Source organism: Rhodococcus sp. NBC_00294, from assembly GCF_036163995.1.
Taxonomy (GTDB): Bacteria; Actinomycetota; Actinomycetes; order Mycobacteriales; family Mycobacteriaceae; genus Rhodococcoides.
The window spans coordinates 4090648-4108086 of record NZ_CP108043.1 but is presented as its reverse complement, the minus strand read 5'-3'; the positions used below and the strand labels follow the sequence as shown (position 1 = coordinate 4108086).

15 protein-coding genes and 1 tRNA gene are annotated in these 17439 nt (G+C 69.0%); 9 read left to right on the top strand and 7 right to left on the bottom strand.

Annotated elements, in window-relative coordinates:
• Nucleotides 1-51 precede the first annotated feature (51 nt).
• From OHB23_RS19190 to OHB23_RS19180, 3 genes are all read right to left on the bottom strand, one after another.
• Nucleotides 52-1035: a ribose-phosphate diphosphokinase gene (locus OHB23_RS19190; protein ID WP_204866510.1), complete on the bottom strand. Its 984-nt coding sequence runs from the start codon at nt 1033-1035 to the stop codon at nt 52-54.
• Nucleotides 1036-1039: 4 nt separating this feature from the next.
• Nucleotides 1040-2518: a bifunctional UDP-N-acetylglucosamine diphosphorylase/glucosamine-1-phosphate N-acetyltransferase GlmU gene (gene glmU / locus OHB23_RS19185; protein ID WP_328810181.1), complete on the bottom strand. Its 1479-nt coding sequence runs from the start codon at nt 2516-2518 to the stop codon at nt 1040-1042.
• Nucleotides 2519-2625: 107 nt separating this feature from the next.
• Nucleotides 2626-2696 (bottom strand) — tRNA-Gln (locus OHB23_RS19180).
• 206 nt (nt 2697-2902) lie between these two features.
• Between OHB23_RS19180 and OHB23_RS19175 the strand changes: the two genes are divergently transcribed.
• The 4 genes from OHB23_RS19175 to OHB23_RS19160 all read left to right on the top strand — a co-directional run bounded on the left by OHB23_RS19175 (nt 2903) and on the right by OHB23_RS19160 (nt 9170).
• Nucleotides 2903-3493: a TetR/AcrR family transcriptional regulator gene (locus OHB23_RS19175; RefSeq protein WP_027504068.1), complete on the top strand. Its 591-nt coding sequence runs from the start codon at nt 2903-2905 to the stop codon at nt 3491-3493.
• A gap of 162 nt (nt 3494-3655) precedes the next feature.
• A complete protein-coding gene (locus OHB23_RS19170; protein WP_027504067.1) occupies nt 3656-4300 on the top strand; it encodes a ScbR family autoregulator-binding transcription factor in 645 nt (214 codons plus the stop codon).
• A gap of 165 nt (nt 4301-4465) precedes the next feature.
• Nucleotides 4466-8155 (top strand): transcription-repair coupling factor, encoded by a 3690-nt coding sequence (mfd, locus tag OHB23_RS19165; RefSeq protein ID WP_442972994.1) that lies wholly within the window; start codon nt 4466-4468, stop codon nt 8153-8155.
• Nucleotides 8156-8162: 7 nt separating this feature from the next.
• A complete protein-coding gene (locus OHB23_RS19160) occupies nt 8163-9170 on the top strand; it encodes a MazG family protein (protein WP_081821037.1) in 1008 nt (335 codons plus the stop codon).
• Between the two features lie 4 nt (nt 9171-9174).
• Here the strand turns inward: OHB23_RS19160 and efeB are convergent, their stop codons facing one another.
• The 3 genes from efeB to efeU form a co-directional block, all read right to left on the bottom strand.
• Nucleotides 9175-10458 carry an iron uptake transporter deferrochelatase/peroxidase subunit gene (gene efeB, locus OHB23_RS19155; protein ID WP_328810179.1) on the bottom strand — a complete coding sequence of 428 codons (1284 nt, stop codon included), beginning with the start codon at nt 10456-10458 and terminating at the stop codon, nt 9175-9177.
• Nucleotides 10439-11578, bottom strand: coding sequence for an iron uptake system protein EfeO (gene efeO, locus OHB23_RS19150; RefSeq protein WP_328810178.1), 1140 nt, complete (start codon nt 11576-11578; stop codon nt 10439-10441). Before efeO ends, efeB begins: the two co-directional genes overlap by 20 nt.
• Nucleotides 11579-11665: 87 nt before the next feature.
• Nucleotides 11666-12508 carry an iron uptake transporter permease EfeU gene (efeU, locus tag OHB23_RS19145; RefSeq protein WP_081821100.1) on the bottom strand — a complete coding sequence of 281 codons (843 nt, stop codon included), beginning with the start codon at nt 12506-12508 and terminating at the stop codon, nt 11666-11668.
• A gap of 207 nt (nt 12509-12715) precedes the next feature.
• Here efeU and OHB23_RS19140 point away from each other — a divergent pair, with 207 nt between their 5' ends.
• From OHB23_RS19140 to OHB23_RS19120, 5 genes are all read left to right on the top strand, one after another.
• Nucleotides 12716-13471 carry a lytic transglycosylase domain-containing protein gene (locus OHB23_RS19140; protein ID WP_056447111.1) on the top strand — a complete coding sequence of 252 codons (756 nt, stop codon included), beginning with the start codon at nt 12716-12718 and terminating at the stop codon, nt 13469-13471.
• Between the two features lie 209 nt (nt 13472-13680).
• On the top strand, nt 13681-14976 hold the full coding sequence (eno, locus tag OHB23_RS19135; protein WP_328810177.1) for a phosphopyruvate hydratase: 1296 nt from the start codon (nt 13681-13683) through the stop codon (nt 14974-14976).
• Between the two features lie 8 nt (nt 14977-14984).
• The gene (locus tag OHB23_RS19130) at nt 14985-15566 is read left to right on the top strand and encodes an FtsB family cell division protein (protein WP_328810176.1); all 582 of its coding nucleotides are present in this window, start codon (nt 14985-14987) and stop codon (nt 15564-15566) included.
• 48 nt (nt 15567-15614) lie between these two features.
• Nucleotides 15615-16130, top strand: a complete 516-nt coding sequence (locus OHB23_RS19125) for a DUF501 domain-containing protein (RefSeq protein ID WP_027504060.1) — start codon at nt 15615-15617, stop codon at nt 16128-16130.
• The gene (locus OHB23_RS19120; protein WP_285188168.1) at nt 16127-17074 is read left to right on the top strand and encodes a Ppx/GppA phosphatase family protein; all 948 of its coding nucleotides are present in this window, start codon (nt 16127-16129) and stop codon (nt 17072-17074) included. Before OHB23_RS19125 ends, OHB23_RS19120 begins: the two co-directional genes overlap by 4 nt.
• Here the strand turns inward: OHB23_RS19120 and OHB23_RS19115 are convergent, their stop codons facing one another.
• Entirely contained in the window at nt 17075-17419 is a 345-nt protein-coding gene (locus OHB23_RS19115; RefSeq protein ID WP_222638284.1) for an MmcQ/YjbR family DNA-binding protein, read from the bottom strand.
• Nucleotides 17420-17439 lie beyond the last annotated feature (20 nt).

The following is a 17439-nucleotide window of genomic DNA, read 5'->3' as shown; positions in this document are numbered from 1 at the left end:
CACTCCCCGCGGACGAGGTCCGCGGGGAGTGTCGGTCGGTGACGTCGTTTCTCAGGCGTTGCCGTTGAACAGGCTGGTGACGGACCCGTTCTCGAAGACCTCACGGATGGTCTTGCCGAGCAGGGGTGCGATGGAGAGCACGGTCAGCGACGGGAACAGCTTGTCGTCACTGATGGGCAGCGTGTTGGTCACGACGACCTCCTTGGCGCCGCACGACGCGAGGCGCTCGGCGGCCGGGTGGCTCAGCACGCCGTGCGTGGCGGCGATGACGACGTCGCCCGCGCCGGCTTCCTTGAGCACCTTCACCGCGCCGGCGATGGTGCCACCGGTGTCGATCATGTCGTCGATCAGGATGCAGGTGCGTCCCTCGACGTCACCGACGACTCGGTTCGACTTGACCTGGTTGGGCACCAACGGATCTCGTGTCTTGTGAATGAACGCCAGCGGCGCCCCGCCGAGCGAGTCGGCCCACTTCTCCGCGACGCGCACGCGGCCGGAGTCGGGGGAGACCACGGTGATGTGCTCGAGGTTGTAGCCCTCGCGGATGTGGTCGGCGAGCTGGCTGTGCGCGTGCATGTGGTCGACCGGGCCGTCGAAGAAGCCCTGGATCTGGTCGGTGTGGAGATCGACCGTGATGATGCGGTCGGCGCCGGCCGTCTTGAGCAGATCGGCGACCAGGCGTGCAGAGATGGGCTCGCGGCCGCGGTGCTTCTTGTCCTGGCGGGCGTAGGGGTAGAACGGCAGGATCGCGGTGATGCGCTTCGCGGATCCGCGCTTGAGCGCGTCGATCATGATGAGCTGTTCCATGAGCCACGTGTTCAACGGGAACGGGTGGCTCTGGAGCACGAAGGCGTCGGAGCCGCGGACGGACTCCTCGAAGCGGACGAAGATCTCGCCGTTCGCGAAGTCGCGGGCGGTCTGCGGGGTGACCTCGATCCCGAGTTCCTTCGCCACCTGCTCGGCGAGCTCGGGATGAGCGCGACCGGAGAAGAGCATCAAGTTCTTCTGGTTGTCGATCCAGTTGGCTGTGGTCACTGCTCTACTCGCCGTCCTTCGGTTCGTGCACGTGTGATTCCTCGGTCGAACGGGCGCGTTCGGCGGCCTCTGCCGCCGGCGTTCCCGGACGTTTCTTCTGCACCCAGCCCTCGATGATCCGTTGCGGACCACCGGAGACGGCGAGCGCTCCCGCCGGTACATCATGGCGTAGGACGGTTCCGGCGCCCGTGTAGGCCCCGTCGCCCACGCGCACCGGCGCGATGAACATGGTGTCGGAACCGGTGCGCACGTGCGAACCGATCTCGGTGCGGCTCTTGCCGACGCCGTCGTAGTTGACGAAGACGCTGGACGCACCGATGTTGGAGTGCTCGCCGATGCTGGCGTCGCCGACGTAGGTCAGGTGCGGCACCTTGGAGTGCGCTCCGATGGTCGCGTTCTTGGTTTCCACGAAGGCGCCGAGCTTGCCGTGGTCGCCGAGTTCGCTGTTCGGCCGCAGGTAGGTGAAGGGCCCGACCGTCGCTCCGGCACCGATCACCGAGTCGGATCCGTGCGAGCGGACCACCGTCGCGCCCTCGCCGACCGACACGTCGGTGAGTGTCGTGTCGGGCCCGATGATCGCGTCCTCACCGATGACGGTGCGTCCGTGCAACTGCGTGCCGGGGTGCAGCACGGCGTCGCGTCCGACGGCGACCTCGATGTCCACCCACGTCGACGACGGGTCGATCACGGTCACGCCGGCGCGCATGTGGCGGGCGAGGATGTGCTCGTTGAGGATGCGGGTGACCTCGGACAGCTGCACTCGGTCGTTCACGCCGCGCACCAGCGACGGGTCGGTGAGCTGGGTGCTGAACACCGGCAGGCCGCGTCGGCGCGAGATCTTCAGGACGTCGGTCAGGTACAGCTCGTGCTGCGCGTTGTCGGTGCCGAGCGAGTCGAGAGCCACCCGCAGCGACTGCGCATCGAAGGCGTAGACACCCGAGTTCACCTCGGTGATGGTCAGCTGATCGGGAGTCGCGTCGGCGTGCTCGACGATCTCCTGGACCTGGCCGGACCCGTCGCGGACGATGCGGCCGTAGCCGTTCGCGTCGTCGGGGACGAAGGTGAGCACCGACACCGCGACGGGCTCCGCGGAGGAGTGGTGATCGTGCAGCAGTGCCTGCAGAGTGTGGGCGTCGAGCAGTGGCACGTCCCCCGCGGTGACCACCACGGTGCCGTCGAAGTCGGCGGGCAGCGACGCGAGGCCGCACTGCACCGCGTGACCGGTGCCGTGCTGTTCGGCCTGCACCGCGATGTCGATGGTGCGACCCAACGTCTCGGCCAGATCGGCGACGGCGGCCGAGACCTTCTCGCGGTCGTGCCCGACGACGGTGACGAGGTGATCGGGGTCCACCCCGTCGGCCGCGTGCAGAGCGTGCGCGAGCATGGACCGACCCGCCAGTTCGTGCAGAACCTTCGGAGTCTTCGATCGCATTCGGGTTCCCGCCCCCGCGGCGAGCACGACTACAGCGACCTTCGACGTCATGAATCTCCTCGACCGACTTCGGATGTGCCCCGGGCGGGGGACCCGCCACACTCGTCGCCACGGCTCCGCCGCCCTACGACAACAGCTCCGCCGCTGTGGCGTCACGGCTCCGCCGCCAGGATTCGAACCTGAACTATCTGAACCAAAATCAGAGGTGCTGCCATTACACCACGGCGGATCACAGCCCCGGCTGGCGTGCGCCGAGCGCGTCGATCCTCGCACGAGTGCACCCGCTCCGTAAAACGCTCCGCAGGCCTCACTCGCCGCGCAGTGCTCGCGTGTCACAGTGATTCCATGACCTCGACGCCCGACGCGCCTCGCGAGCCCGATCAGCCGCGTGCACCCGGTGACGCCGCCCTACCGGAACGTGCGCCCCGCGTCCGGATGACGGGGACCGCACGCCGGGCCCAGTTGATCGAGATCGGCCGCACGCTGTTCGCCGAGCGTGGCTACGAGGCCACGTCCATCGAGGAGATCGCGCAACGCGCGCAGGTGAGCAAGCCGGTCGTGTACGAGCACTTCGGCGGCAAGGAGGGTCTCTATGCCGTGGTGGTGGACCGCGAGATGTCCACGCTGCTGTCCATGATCACGTCGTCGCTGACAGAGAACCGGTCCCGGATCCGGGTCGAACGGGTGGCGCTGGCCCTGTTGACGTACGTCGAGGAGCGCAGCGACGGGTTCCGCATCCTCGTGCGCGACTCCCCGGTCGCCGCGGCCGAGGGAACGTACTCGAGCCTGCTGAACGACGCCGTCGGCCAGGTGGGGCACATCCTGGCGGGTGACTTCTCCCGCCGCGACATCGACCCGGCCAATGCCCAGCTGTACGCCCAGGCATTGGTCGGAATGGTGTCGATGACGGCGCAATGGTGGCTGGACGAACGGTCTCCCTCGAAAGAGGTGGTGGCCGCGCACATCGTGAACCTGTGCTGGAACGGGCTCACGAATCTGGAGCCCGATCCCCGGTTGGGGAGCTGAAAGCGCGAGTGTCACCGGAGGTGGTCACGGTGGACCACCTCGTCGGTCGTGACGACACGACGCTCGGACTCCGGGACGAGTGCTCGTGCTGTGTAGTGGTCCAGTGGTACCGTTCTCGCGTTGTTCACGGATTGAATGCCCCAAACTTTCGAGGCGGATCGCATGGTCAGACAGGCACGCGCCGAGATCACCAGAGACACGGTGCTCGCGGGGGCCGCCCATGTCTTTCTACGGCTCGGGTACGCCAATGCCAGCCTCAGCGAGATCATTTCGCAGTCGCAGGTCACCAAGGGAGCTCTCTACTTCCACTTCGGGTCGAAGGAGGAGCTGGCTCGCGCCGTCATCGACGAGGGCGTGCGGCGGCTCACCACGGCGTGCCGCGCCCTGGACGACGGCCGGATCCCCGCTCTCGAGGCCGAGATCGGTGTCTCGTACATCACGGTCGATCTGGCGATCACGGATCCGATGGTCGCCGCGATGTTCCGGCTCAAGCATCAGATCGGCGACTACCGCGGTACCGGTGAGAACGTCATGGAGGGCTGGGCCGAGTACCACACCGGCCTGGCGCGTCGGGCGATCGACGAGGGCGACCTCGAGGCCGACCTCGACCCCGTGACCACCGGAATGCTGTTCCTGGAGGTCATCGTCGGCGCCCACATGGTCGCGGTGGCCACCGACAGCACCAAGGAGTTGTCGGCGCGCATGGAGCGGCTGTGGCACTACCTGCTCCCGTCGCTGGTCCCCGGTCGCAAGCTCGACTACTTCCGTGAGTTCGCCGCCCGCCGGGTCCTGCGCTACGGCGCCTGACGACGAGCGGCGGCGTCGCGGTCGCCTCGGTCGGCCCACGGTCGTTTCTGTCGGCGACTGCTCCTAGAATCGACACCGAGTCGTCACCGATCGATCGATCTCCGCGAGGGGTGTCGAGCGTTGCGGGTGCACGATCGTGTCGTCTTTCCGTCAGGAGTTCTGCTGGTGTCCTCGCCGTCCGTCCATGTTTCTCCCGCGCAGACCCCGGACGACGGTGCGGGCCGGATGTCGGGCCTGCTGGAATTCGCACTGCGTGACGCGTCGCTGGCGCAGATCGTCGATCTGTCCGGCCGCCGCGAGGCCATCCTGGTGGCACCCACTCCGGCACGGGCGTTCATCGCTGCGGCCATGTCCCGCACCACACCGGTCCTGCTCGTCACCGCGACGGGCCGCGAGGCCGACGATCTGACGGCCGAGCTCACGGAGATGGTGGGCGGCGCCGTGGCGCAGTTCCCGTCCTGGGAGACGCTGCCGCACGAGCGTCTGTCTCCTGGAGCGGACACCGTCGGTCGTCGTATCGAGGTGCTGCGGCGCCTCGCCCGGCCGGAGGACGCCGACTACGGCGTCCCGCTGAAGATCATCGTCACCACGGTGCGCTCGGTGCTCCAGCCGATGGCGCGTGGACTGGGCGAGATCGAGCCCGTCGGCCTGCGCGTGGGGGCGGAGTTCGACTTCGAGGAGTTGCAGAAGCGACTGGTCGAGCTGGCCTACACGCGTGTCGACATGGTCGGCAAACGCGGTGAGTTCGCGGTGCGCGGCGGCATCCTCGACCTGTTCTCGCCGACGGCGGATCACCCCGTCCGTGTCGAGTTCTGGGGTGACGAGGTCACGGACCTGCGCGCCTTCTCGGTCGCGGACCAGCGCTCCATCCCCGACGTGGAGGTCGACACGGTCATCGCGCCGCCGTGCCGGGAGATGATTCTCGACGAGGCCGTACGGGAGCGCGCGGCGCGTCTCGCCGCCGACAACACCGGCGACCCGATCCTGGTGGAGATGCTCGAGAAGATCTCCGCCGGCGTTCCGGTCGAGGGCATGGAGGCGTTGCTGCCGGTGCTGAAGGCCGGCGGCCTCGAACTGCTGACCGACGCGCTGCCCGACGGCGCGCACGTGCTGGTCTGCGATCCGGAGAAGGTGCGTACGCGCGCGACGGATCTGGTGCGGACCGGCAAGGAGTTCCTCGAGGCGTCGTGGACGGCCGCGAGCATCGGTGCGGCCGCACCGCTCGACACCGCAGCGCTGGACACCAGCAGCGTGACGGACGAGAGCGCCGTCCTCGACCTCGATCTCAGCGCGTCCGCGTACCGGTCGCTGCGGCAGGTCCGAGAGTCTGCGGAGGCGGCCGGTCGGCCGTGGTGGACCGTGGGCCCGCTCGCCTCGGGCAGTGACGAGGAGATCGTGCTCGACGTCGACGCGGCGCCGGACGTGCGCGGCTCCGAGGAGGCACTCGCGACGCTCTTCCAGATGTTCACGGCGCACCTCGCGTCCGGCGGCCGCGTGGCCGTCGTCGTCGCGGGCGCGGGAACGGCGCAGCGCACGGTCGAACGCCTGCGGGAGGCCGGTGTGCCGGCGCTCCCTCTCGATGCCGGTGCCGAGCCCGGCTCCGACGTCGTCGGCGTGATGTGCGGGTCGTTGCACTCGGGTCTCGTCCTGCGTGACGCCGGCCTGGTGGTGGTGACGGAGGCCGATCTCACCGGCAACCGGGTCGCGGCGGCCGGCGACGGCAAACGGTTGCCCGCGAAGCGTCGCAACCAGGTCGATCCGCTCGCGTTGACGGCCGGCGACATGGTGGTCCACGACCAGCACGGCATCGGCCGCTTCGTCGAGATGGTCGAGCGGACCATCGGCGGGGCACGCCGTGAGTACCTCGTCGTCGAGTACGCGCCCAGCAAGCGTGGCCACCCCGGCGACCGCCTCTTCGTTCCCATGGAGTCGCTCGACCAGTTGTCCCGCTACGTCGGCGGGGAGATGCCGAGCCTGAGCAAGCTGGGCGGATCCGACTGGACCAACACCAAGCGCAAGGCCCGCAAGGCCGTCCGCGAGATCGCAGGGGAGCTCGTCCAGCTCTACGCGGCGCGGCAGGCGGCGCCCGGTCACGCGTACGGGCCGGACACCCCGTGGCAGAAGGAGATGGAGGACGCCTTCGCGTTCACCGAGACCGTCGACCAGATGACCGTCATCGACGAGGTCAAGGCGGACATGGAGAAGCCCGTCCCGATGGACCGAGTGGTCATCGGCGACGTCGGTTACGGCAAGACCGAGGTCGGCGTCCGGGCGGCGTTCAAGGCCGTCCAGGACGGCAAGCAGGTGGCGGTGCTCGTTCCCACCACCCTGCTGGCCCAGCAGCATCTGCAGACCTTCACCGAGCGGATGGCCAACTTCCCGGTGACGGTCAAGGGGCTGTCCCGGTTCTCCGACGCCGCCGAGTCACGGGAGACGTTCGCCGGCCTCGCGGACGGCACGGTGGACATCGTCGTGGGCACGCACCGATTGCTGCAGACCGGTGTGCAGTGGAAGGACCTCGGGCTGGTCATCGTCGACGAGGAGCAGCGCTTCGGCGTCGAGCACAAGGAGCACATCAAGGCGCTGCGCACGCACGTCGACGTCCTGACGATGTCGGCGACACCGATTCCGCGCACGCTCGAGATGAGCATGGCGGGCATCCGCGAGATGTCGACCATCCTGACGCCGCCCGAGGAGCGTCACCCCGTCCTGACCTACGTCGGTGCCTATCAGGAGAAGCAGGTGGCGGCGGCGATCCGCCGTGAGCTGCTCCGTGACGGCCAGGTCTTCTACGTTCACAACCGCGTGAGCAGCATCGACAAGGCCGCCGCGAACATCCGACGGCTGGTGCCGGAAGCGCGCGTCGTGGTCGCACACGGCCAGATGAACGAGGACGCGCTCGAGAAGACGGTGCAGGGGTTCTGGGAGCGTGAGTTCGACATCCTGGTCTGCACCACCATCATCGAGACGGGCCTCGACATCTCCAATGCGAACACGCTGATCGTCGAGCGAGCCGATTCGTTGGGTCTGTCCCAGCTCCACCAGTTGCGTGGGCGTGTGGGTCGCAGCCGGGACCGTGGCTATGCCTACTTCCTCTACCCGCCGGAGAAGCCGCTCACCGAGACGGCGTACGACCGGTTGGCCACCATCTCGCAGAACTCCGACCTGGGCGCCGGTATGGCGGTGGCGATGAAGGACCTCGAGATCCGCGGCGCGGGCAACGTGCTGGGCGCGGAGCAGTCCGGCCACGTCGCCGGTGTGGGATTCGACCTGTACGTCCGACTGGTCGGCGAGGCGGTGGAGGCCTACCGCGCCGTGGCCGACGGCCGCCCCGTCACCACCGACGAGGCGCCCAAGGAGGTGCGCATCGACCTCCCCGTCGATGCCCACATCCCGCCGGACTACGTCACCAGCGACAGGCTCCGGCTCGAGGCGTACCGCAAGCTGGCCGCGGCGCAGAACGACGCCGAGATCGGTGCGGTCATCGACGAGCTGACCGACCGCTACGGGCCGGTGCCGGCCGAGGTCGCCCGGCTCGTGGCCGTCGCCGTCCTGCGCATCCTGTGCCGTTCCTACGGCATCGTGGACGTGCAGATGGCGGGGACCATGGTGAAGTTGGCGCCGATGGACCTACCCGACTCCAAGCAGATACGGTTGAAGCGGCTCTACCCCAGCGCACAGTATCGGGCGACCACCGGCACGGTGCAGATCCCGATTCCGCGTGTGGCAGGTGGTGGAGTCGGTTCGGCCCGTGTCCGCGACGAGGAACTTCTGCAGTTCGTCGCCGACGTGCTGCTCGCGATGGACGGGCAGCCCGCGGGCTCCGTACGAGTCGAGCAACCGATCGGGGTGTGAGCGCGCGATGACGATTCTGCTGCTGGATCCCCTGCGGCCCACCATGGTGCCGGTGCAGGCCGTGACGTTGCTGGACAAGCCCGTGGGCTTCACCGAAGAGGTGCCGGTATCCATCCGCTGGCGCCTCACGGGGTTCACCTCCGCGGGCGACGACGAGCCCGAGGTGCTCATCAGCACCAGCCGCGACAACCCCGACGTCCAGGAACGCATCACGCGCGGCGAGGACGTCATCGAGGTGCCGGTACCCCGCGGCGGCAACCTCGCCGAGGCCGTCTTCGTCATCGACAAACTGCGCTCACTCGGCGGATGGGAGGCGCAGCAGACGCACGAGTCGCTGCGCGGGTACCTCCTCGAGGAGACCTACGAACTGCTCGATGCCATCGAGACCGGCGATGCGGACTCCATCCGGGAGGAGCTCGGCGATCTGCTGCTGCAGGTCATCTTCCACGCGCGCATCGCCAAGGACGCGGGCGCCGAGGCGTTCGACATCGACGACGTGGCGTCCACCCTGGTGGCCAAGTTGACCCACCGCAGCCCGCACCTGGCCGACACGTCCGGCGCCCCGATCGACATCGGTGCGCAGGAGAAGGCCTGGGAGGAGCGCAAGGCCGCGGAGAAGGTACGCGCGTCGTGTCTCGACGGCATCGCCATGGCGCAGCCGTCGCTCGCGCTCGCCCAGCAGGTCATCACCCGAGCGGTCAAGGCCGGGCTCCCTCAGGACTTCGTCCCGGAGTCCATGCTCTCGGTGCGCATCGACATCTCGGGTGATCACGGCGCCACCAGCGCCGAGGACTCGCTGCGCCGCACCGTCAACGAGTTCGTGGCCGACGTACGGGCCGCGGAGCGCGGCGCCGCCATGGACGGAGTCCGATCGGCCGAGATGGACGCACGAGCGTGGTCCAAGTACTGGCCGGGAACCGACATGTTCGGCCGACCGCTCGCGGCGACGGGGACGGACGACGCACGCGTCGCCGCGTCCCACCATCGGCCGCAGGCGGACGAGAAGAACCGCTGACCGTCTAGCCGAAGAGCGTCGAGCCCCAGTAGTCCTCGGTGCCTTCCGGAACTCCCGGTGGGCAGGCGAAGACCGCCGAGCCGACGTGGGAGATGTACTCGTTCAGGGCATCTCGTCGCGCGAGCGCTTGCTGCATCGGCACGAACTGGGTCTGCGGATCGCTGCAGAAAGCGACGAAGAAGAGCCCCGCGTCGAGGTGGCCGAAGCCGTCGGAGCCGTCGGTGAAGTTGTACCCGCGGCGAAGAATCTTAATGCCGCTCAACGACTCCGACGACGCCAGTCGTACGTGCGCGTCCTTCGCGATGGTCGAGGAGCCGAGGTCGACGGTGTCGAACTCGGCCGTACCGCCCAGTGGCGCGCCGGTGGCCTTGGACCGACCGATGACGCGTTCCTGTTCGCCGAGCACCGCGCGGTCCCACGGTTCGATCTTCATCCGGATGCGCCGCGCCACGAGGTAGGTGCCGCCCGTCATCCAGTCGGACTCGCCGCCGTTCACCCACACGTGCTCGTCGACGGTCGCCGCTTCCTCGGCCTTGATGTTGTTCGTGCCGTCCTTGAAGCCGAAGAGGTTGCGCGGTGTCGCCTGGGCGGTCGACGTCGACGCGGTGCGACCGAAACCGAGCTGCGACCACCGCACCGACGCGGTGCCGAACGCGATGCGCGCGAGATTGCGGATGGCGTGCACCGCCACCTGCGGATCGTCGGCGCAGGCCTGCACCGCGATGTCGCCACCGCTCCGCGCCGGGTCGAGGTCGTCACCGGGGAATCGCGGAAGATCCTGCAGTGCAGCCGGTCTGCGGTCACCCAAGTCGAGCTTGTCGAAGAATGACGGGCCGAAGCCGATGGTCAGCGTGAGGTTGGACGGCATCAGACCGTAGGCCTCGCCGGTGTCACCGGGCGGCTCGTACTGTCCGCCGCCGACCACGCCACCGGGCACCGACTCGGCGCCGACGGTGAGACGTTCGGCCATTGCCGTCCACTTCGTGAGCATCGCGACGATCTCGTCGCGCGAGGTGGTCGTCACGTCGAAGGTGACGAAGTGCATGCGGTCCTGTGCGGGCGTGACGATGCCCGCCTGGTGGACGCCGCGGAACGGCACCACGGCGTCGGCCGCGTCGGCGACCACGGGTTCGGGTGCGGTCGACCGGCCCAGCGCGGCACCGGCGCCGACCGCGAGTGCGCCGGCTCCCACGCCACCGAAGAGCGCGCGGCGCGAGAGGCGTCGACTCGGCGGGGTGGTGGCGGCGGCGTCCGTGTCGGACGTCCGCTCAGGCGCCTGCGACGACACCCTGGACCTGGCTCACCGACGCGGACAGGGCGTCGATCTTCTTCGACAGGTCCTGGCGCTGCGGCTCGGTGACCGTGTCGTAGGAGACGAAGCCATCACCCTGGCGGTACTTCGCGAGCTCGGTGTCGAGTTCCGCGAAGCGCTGCTCGATGGTGGCCGCGAGTTCCGGGTTCCGCTCGGACAGCACCGGAGCGAGAGCCGCCACCGCTGCCTGCGATCCGTCGACGTTCGCCTGGAAGTCGTACAGGTCGGTGTGGGAGAAGAAGTCCTCCTCACCGGTGATCTTCGTCTGGGCGACCTCGTCGAGGAGGCCCTGTGCGCCGCCCGCCACCGTGATCGGGTCGATCACGAAGTCGGGGGACTGCACGCCCGCGACCAGTTCGTCGACGTCCGCCTTCAACTGCGCGGCGATCGCGTTCGTGTCCGGCTGGAGCCCCTGTGCCCACAGGTCCTTCTCCAAGCGGTGGAACCCGGTCCACTCGGCACCCGGCTCGACGTCCGGCTCGCGCAGGTCGATGCGGGGGTCGAGATCGTCGGGGAAGCTCTCCGCGACGGGTTCGATGCGCTCGTAGTAGGTGCGGACGAGCGGGAACTGGGCCTTGGCGCCCTCGACGTCGCCGGACGTGACCGCGGTGACGAACGATCCCGTCGTCTCCTGCAACGCCGTGACCTGGCTGACGACGTAGCGCTTGTAGCCGTCGGCCGCCTCGGCGAGCGTCCCGTCGGCGTCGGACTCCTTGGCGTCACCCGTGACGACGAAGTCGCCGCGGAGGCCGTCGCCGACCATGCCCGGCTTGCACGCGGTCTGGTACGTGGCGGGCTCGGGTAGCGCGACGATGAGCTGGCGGGAGACGCCGGGCCCGATGTTCTCGATCTCACCCATGACGCGGTCGCCCTCGCCGTAGACGTAGAACTCGGTGACCTTGGAGCCGTTGTTGGTCACCTGGAAGGTGGAGCTGCCCGTCTGTGCACTCGTCGTACCGACGTCGCACGAGCTGTCGGTCGCGTCGACCACGATGTCGCCGCCCTCGGCCGAGGTCGTGGCCTCCTTCTCGGTGCAGGCCGTGAGTGCCAGCGGCAGCGCGGCGGCGCAGAAGAGGAGGCGGGTGGTGGTGCGCATGGGGTGGTGCCCTTTCGGGAGCGGGAAGGCCGGAGGCCGGTCGGTAGTGGAGCGGGAAGGCCGGAGGTTCTGGAGCAGATGTGTGGGTCAGGACGCGGCGGGTTGTGGCTGCGGTGCGGTGACTCGTGGCACGGCCTTCGGCCGCCGGAGGAACAGGGGCAGGACGACGACGAGGTAGAGCACCCAGGCCGCGACCTGCAGAACGGTCGGCTCGGGGCGGAAGTTGAAGATGCCGGCGACGACGGTGCCGTACCAACTGCCCGCGTCCCAGGTGTCGCTGATGTCGAACGCGGTCGCGCTGCCACCGGGGAGAATTCCGCCGATCTGCAGAGCCCGCAGTCCGTACGCCAGGATTCCGGCGGCGACGAACACGAGGAAGACGCCAGTCCAGCGGAAGAACCGGGCGAAGTCGATGCGTACTGCTCCGAAGTACAGGAGGACGGTGAGGAATGCAGCGACGGCGATTCCGGCCAGCAGACCCAGCAGCGGCCAGGAACTGCCGTTGGTGTTCTCCGCGTAGCCGACCATGAGGAGCGCCGTCTCGATTCCTTCGCGCCCGACCGCCAGGAAGGCGAGCGATGTGACGGCCACCGGCCCGACGTCGAGCGCGCGGGCCATGCCGGCCTTCAACGTGCCGGAGATGGAGGCGGCGGCCGACCGCATCCACAACACCATGCCGGTGACGATCGCGACGGCGATCAGCGAGGCGATGCCGGCGATGATCTCGGCGGTCAGGCCCGTGACCGTCGAGGTGCCGAGGTGGATGACGGCGAACACGACGGCGACCATGCCCACGGCGGCCGAGACACCCGTCCACACCCACTTCAGCGCGTCGCGGCGGTCGGACTTCACGAGGAACGCGACCAGGATCATCACGACGATGCCGGTCTCGAGTCCCTCCCGCACCCCGATCAGTCCGCTGCCGACCATCTGCGTCACGACGGACGGCGCGGACGCGACGACGGCGACTGTGGACACGGTGGGATCTCCCGGGCTCGAGTGGAGTGGGGCGTCTTAGGCAAGGCGACCCTCATACGAAAGGTGAACATACACCGGCTTCGGGGTGCGAAACAGCCGCCGACCAGGACTTTTGAAGACCTTTACCCTTCTATTACTTTGACTCGGGATGATGGAGGCATGCTCCCACCGCGCTCTCGGCGCCTCCGCGTCGTCGCGGCTGCGCTCGCCACGGCCGCCGTCGTCTCCGGCTGCGGCGCCCTCGATCTGGATCCGGGCAGACCCGCGGTGGAGATCCCCGAGGGAATCCCGCCGGGGCCCGGAGCGCCCGTGCCGCCGATCGACGTGGACGCGCCCGGTCGCTCGGCCGACCTGCTCGCCGGCTGGGCGGAACCGCTGGTCGACCCCACCGGAATCGGCCGCACCGCGCTCGAGGCCTACGGCCACGCGGCCGCGGTCATGGCCCGCTCGTCACCAGGGTGCGGTCTGGCCTGGACCACTCTCGCCGGGATCGGCCGTATCGAGAGTCGTCACGGCACCTTCGGTGGATCGTCCGTCGGTCCCGACGGCACCGCGACCCCGCCCATCCGCGGAGTGCCCCTCGACGGCACCGCCGGCAACGCGGAGATCGCCGACACCGACGGCGGAGAACTGGACGGCGACACCGTCTTCGACCGCGCCATGGGACCTATGCAGTTCATCCCCGAGACCTGGCGCAAGTGGGGCGTGGACGCCAACGGGGACGGCCGCGCCGACCCCGACAACCTCGACGACGCCGCGCTCACCGCGGGGCGTTACCTCTGCGCCCGTGGGGGAGACCTCACCACAGCGGAGGGATGGCAGGCTGCCCTCATGGCCTACAACCTGTCGGGGGTCTACCTGAGGGACGTCCGCGACGCGGCCTCCGCCTACTCCGTCGGTGCCCGGCCGTCCTGACGTCGACCTCCTCCGGCCTGCCCGCCCGATTACCGACCGGCCTCCGGCCTGCCCGCCTGATCACCGACCGGCCTCCGGCCTGCCCGCCTGCGCGTCGAATATCGAGCGCGGCGGCTGCGACGGCTAGTCTGTCTTCGAGCCGCGCCCGACCACGGGTGACCGGTTCGCGCCCGAAGCTGTGTGTTCAACGCCTGACTAGGAGTTCATTCGTGGCCATCATCGAACAGGTCGGAGCTCGCGAGATCCTCGACTCACGTGGCAACCCCACGGTCGAGGTCGAGGTCGCGCTCGACGACGGCACGCTGACCCGTGCAGCGGTGCCCTCGGGCGCCTCCACCGGTGAGCACGAGGCCGTCGAGCTCCGCGACGGCGGCGATCGCTACGGCGGCAAGGGTGTCGAGAAGGCCGTCAACGCCGTGCTCGACGAGATCGCTCCGGCCGTCATCGGCCTCGACGCCATCGAGCAGCGCACGGTCGACCAGGCACTGCTCGACCTCGACGGCACCGCCGACAAGTCGCGCCTCGGCGCGAACGCCCTGCTCGGTGTCTCGCTCGCCGTGGCCAAGGGTGCCGCGGAGTCCGCCGGACTGGAGCTCTTCCGTTACCTGGGTGGACCCAACGCCCACATCCTGCCGGTGCCGATGATGAACATCATCAACGGTGGCGCCCACGCCGACAGCGGCGTCGACGTGCAGGAATTCATGATCGCCCCCATCGGTGCGCCGACCTTCAAGGAGGCCCTGCGCTGGGGCGCCGAGGTCTACCACGCACTGAAGTCGGTCCTCAAGGCCAAGGGCCTGTCGACCGGGCTCGGCGACGAGGGCGGTTTCGCCCCCGACCTCGCGGGCACCAAGGCCGCACTCGACCTCATCTCGGAGGCCGTCGGCAAGACCGGCCTCACGCTGGGCTCCGACATCGCTCTCGCGCTCGATGTCGCCGCCACCGAGTTTTTCACCGCCGGGACGGGATACGCCTTCGAGGGCGACACCCGCACCGCGGAGGAGATGTCGGCGTTTTACGCGGACCTGCTGAACCAGTACCCGCTCGTCTCCATCGAGGATCCGCTCGACGAGAACGACTGGGACGGCTGGGTCGCCCTCACCGACAGCATCGGTGACCGGGTCCAGATCGTCGGCGACGATCTGTTCGTCACCAACCCGGAGCGCCTCGAGGAGGGCATCGTCAAGGGAGCCGCCAACGCTCTCCTGGTGAAGGTCAACCAGATCGGCACGCTGACCGAGACCCTCGACGCCGTCGATCTCGCGCACCGCAGTGGCTACCGCACGATGATGAGCCACCGCAGCGGCGAGACCGAGGACACCACCATCGCCGATCTCGCTGTCGCCGTGGGCAGCGGACAGATCAAGACCGGTGCCCCGGCTCGCAGCGAGCGTGTCGCCAAGTACAACCAGCTGCTGCGCATCGAGGAGGCACTCGGCGACGCCGCGCGCTACTCGGGCGAGCTGGCGTTCCCGCGGCTCGACTTCACCTCGAAGGCCAGCTGAGCTCACCGATGGCGGACCGGGACTCTCGACGCAGTGCGGCACGGCCGGGTGGCCGTTCGCCGCGCCGTGACGCGCGTCCCGGTCGATCCACGCGCCGCGACGGGTCCGGGTCCTCGCAGCCCCGGACCGTCGCCGGCGCGGTCAACGACGTCGTCACCGAGGGTGCCGCACTGGTCGGTCGGCGCGGACGCCGCCGCGGCGGCGAGAAGAAGGAGCGCACGTTCCTCGGCCTGTCGACGGGCAAGGCCGTCGTTCTCGCCGTGGTGATCTGCGCTCTCGCCCTGACTCTCGCAGTTCCGTTGCGGACGTACATCTCCCAGCGCGGGGACGCCGCCCAGGTGGCCGCCGAGCGAGTGGCCTTGGAACAGCGCGTGGCCGAGCTCCAGATCCGCAAGGACCAGACAGAAGATCCGGCCTACATCACCGCACAGGCACGCGAGCGCCTCGGTTACGTCATGCCCGGCGAGACTCCCTATCAAGTCCAGTTGCCCGGCGCGCGTGCACGATCGGACATCGAGAACGATCCGCCGCCGCCCCCGCCCGGACCCTGGTACAGCGACCTGTGGTCCACGGCGACCACCCCACGGTGACGCCTCGGCGCACGCCGATCCACCCGATCCGGAAATGAGTCAGACCCAGTGAGCGACGTGTCGCGCGAAGACCTCGACGCCGTGTCCGCCCAGCTCGGACGAGAGCCGCGCGGCGTGCTCGAGATCGCCTACCGCACCCCGGACGGCCGTCCCGCCGTCGTCAGGACGGCGCCGAAGCTGCCCGACGGAACGCCGTTCCCCACCCTCTTCTACCTCACGGATCCGCGTCTGACGGCCGAGGCGAGCCGCCAGGAATCCGCCGGTGTCATGCGCGAGATGACCGAGCGGCTGCAGCAGGACGAGGAGCTCGCGGCGGCCTACCTGCGTGCCCATGAGGCGTATCTGGCCGAGCGCAACGAGATCGAGTCGCTCGGAACCGATTTCACCGGCGGCGGGATGCCGGACCGGGTCAAGTGTCTGCACGTGTTGATGGCGCACTCGCTGGCCAAGGGGCCGGGTGCCAATCCGCTGGGCGACGAGTCGGTGGCGCTGGCCGCCGAGGGGCCCCTGCGTGGCACGGCCCTGCCCGCGGACTGGCCCACCATCGAGGAGCTCCGAGCATGAGGGTCGCTGCGATCGACTGCGGAACCAACTCCATCCGCCTGCTCGTGGCCGACGTGGACGACGACGGTCTCCGAGACCTTGCGCGTGAGATGCGTGTGGTCCGGCTGGGGCAGGGTGTCGACGCGACCGGGTCGTTCGCACCCGAGGCGATCGACCGCACCGAGGCAGCGCTGCTCGAGTACGTCGACATCATCACCGAGCTGGGCGGTGTCGACGCGGTGCGCATGGTCGCGACGTCGGCCACGCGCGACGCCGACAATCGTGATCTGTTCTTCGACATGACGCGCCGGACCCTCGCCTCCGTCGCGGACGGTGCAGTGGCCGAGGTCATCTCGGGCGACGAGGAGGCTCGTCTGTCCTTCGCCGGGGCGGTCGGCGACCTGGATCCGGACGAGGGGCCGTTCTTGGTGGTCGATCTCGGCGGCGGCTCCACCGAGCTGGTGCTCGGAGATGCCGACGGCGTGCGCGCCGCCTTCTCCGCCGACATCGGATGTGTTCGGCTCACCGAGCGGTGCCTGCGCACCGATCCACCCACCGAGTCCGAGCGCAGGGCAGGGCAGGCCTTCACCTCGGAGCGCCTCCAGCCGGCGTTCGACGCGGTACCCGTGAAAGATGCCCGCACCTGGGTCGGGGTTGCCGGGACCATGACCACCCTCTCGGCCGTGGCACAGAATCTTCCCGCCTACGATCCGGACGCGATCCACTTGTCGCGCATCCCGTTCACCGATCTGCGCGACGTCTGTGATCGTCTGCTCGGCATGACGAGAGCGGACCGTGCCGTGCTCGGCCCGATGCATCCCGGTCGCGTCGACGTCATCGGCGGAGGATCCCTCGTCGCGGCCACACTCGCCGAACACATCGGTGCCGAAGCCGGAATCGACAGCCTGGTCGTGAGCGAGCACGACATCCTCGACGGGATCGCTCTCAGCGTCGCCGGGCGATGATCACTCCGGTCTCGGCCCGAGCTTCCTGACGGTCACCGGAGCGCGGCACTCCCACGCTTCCTCGATCAGTTCACGAAGCTCGTCGACGTCCACCTCGGGTAGTCGCACGAGCACCGACGCGTGACCCTCGTAGTGATCAGTGGTGAAGAACGCTGCCGGGTTCGAGCTGATGAGGGCCTCGCGGTCCTCGACGCTCGGTCTGCGGAGCAGCAGAACGTCGGGCATCTCGTGGACCCGTGCGAACAGTCGGTCTTTCACGCGGAAGCCGGGAGTGCCGTACGACGGCTTCTCCGTCACCTCGCGCAGCGCGAGTGCGATACGTCGGACGTCGTCCTCTGTCGCCATGGACGCAGTGTGCCACCTGC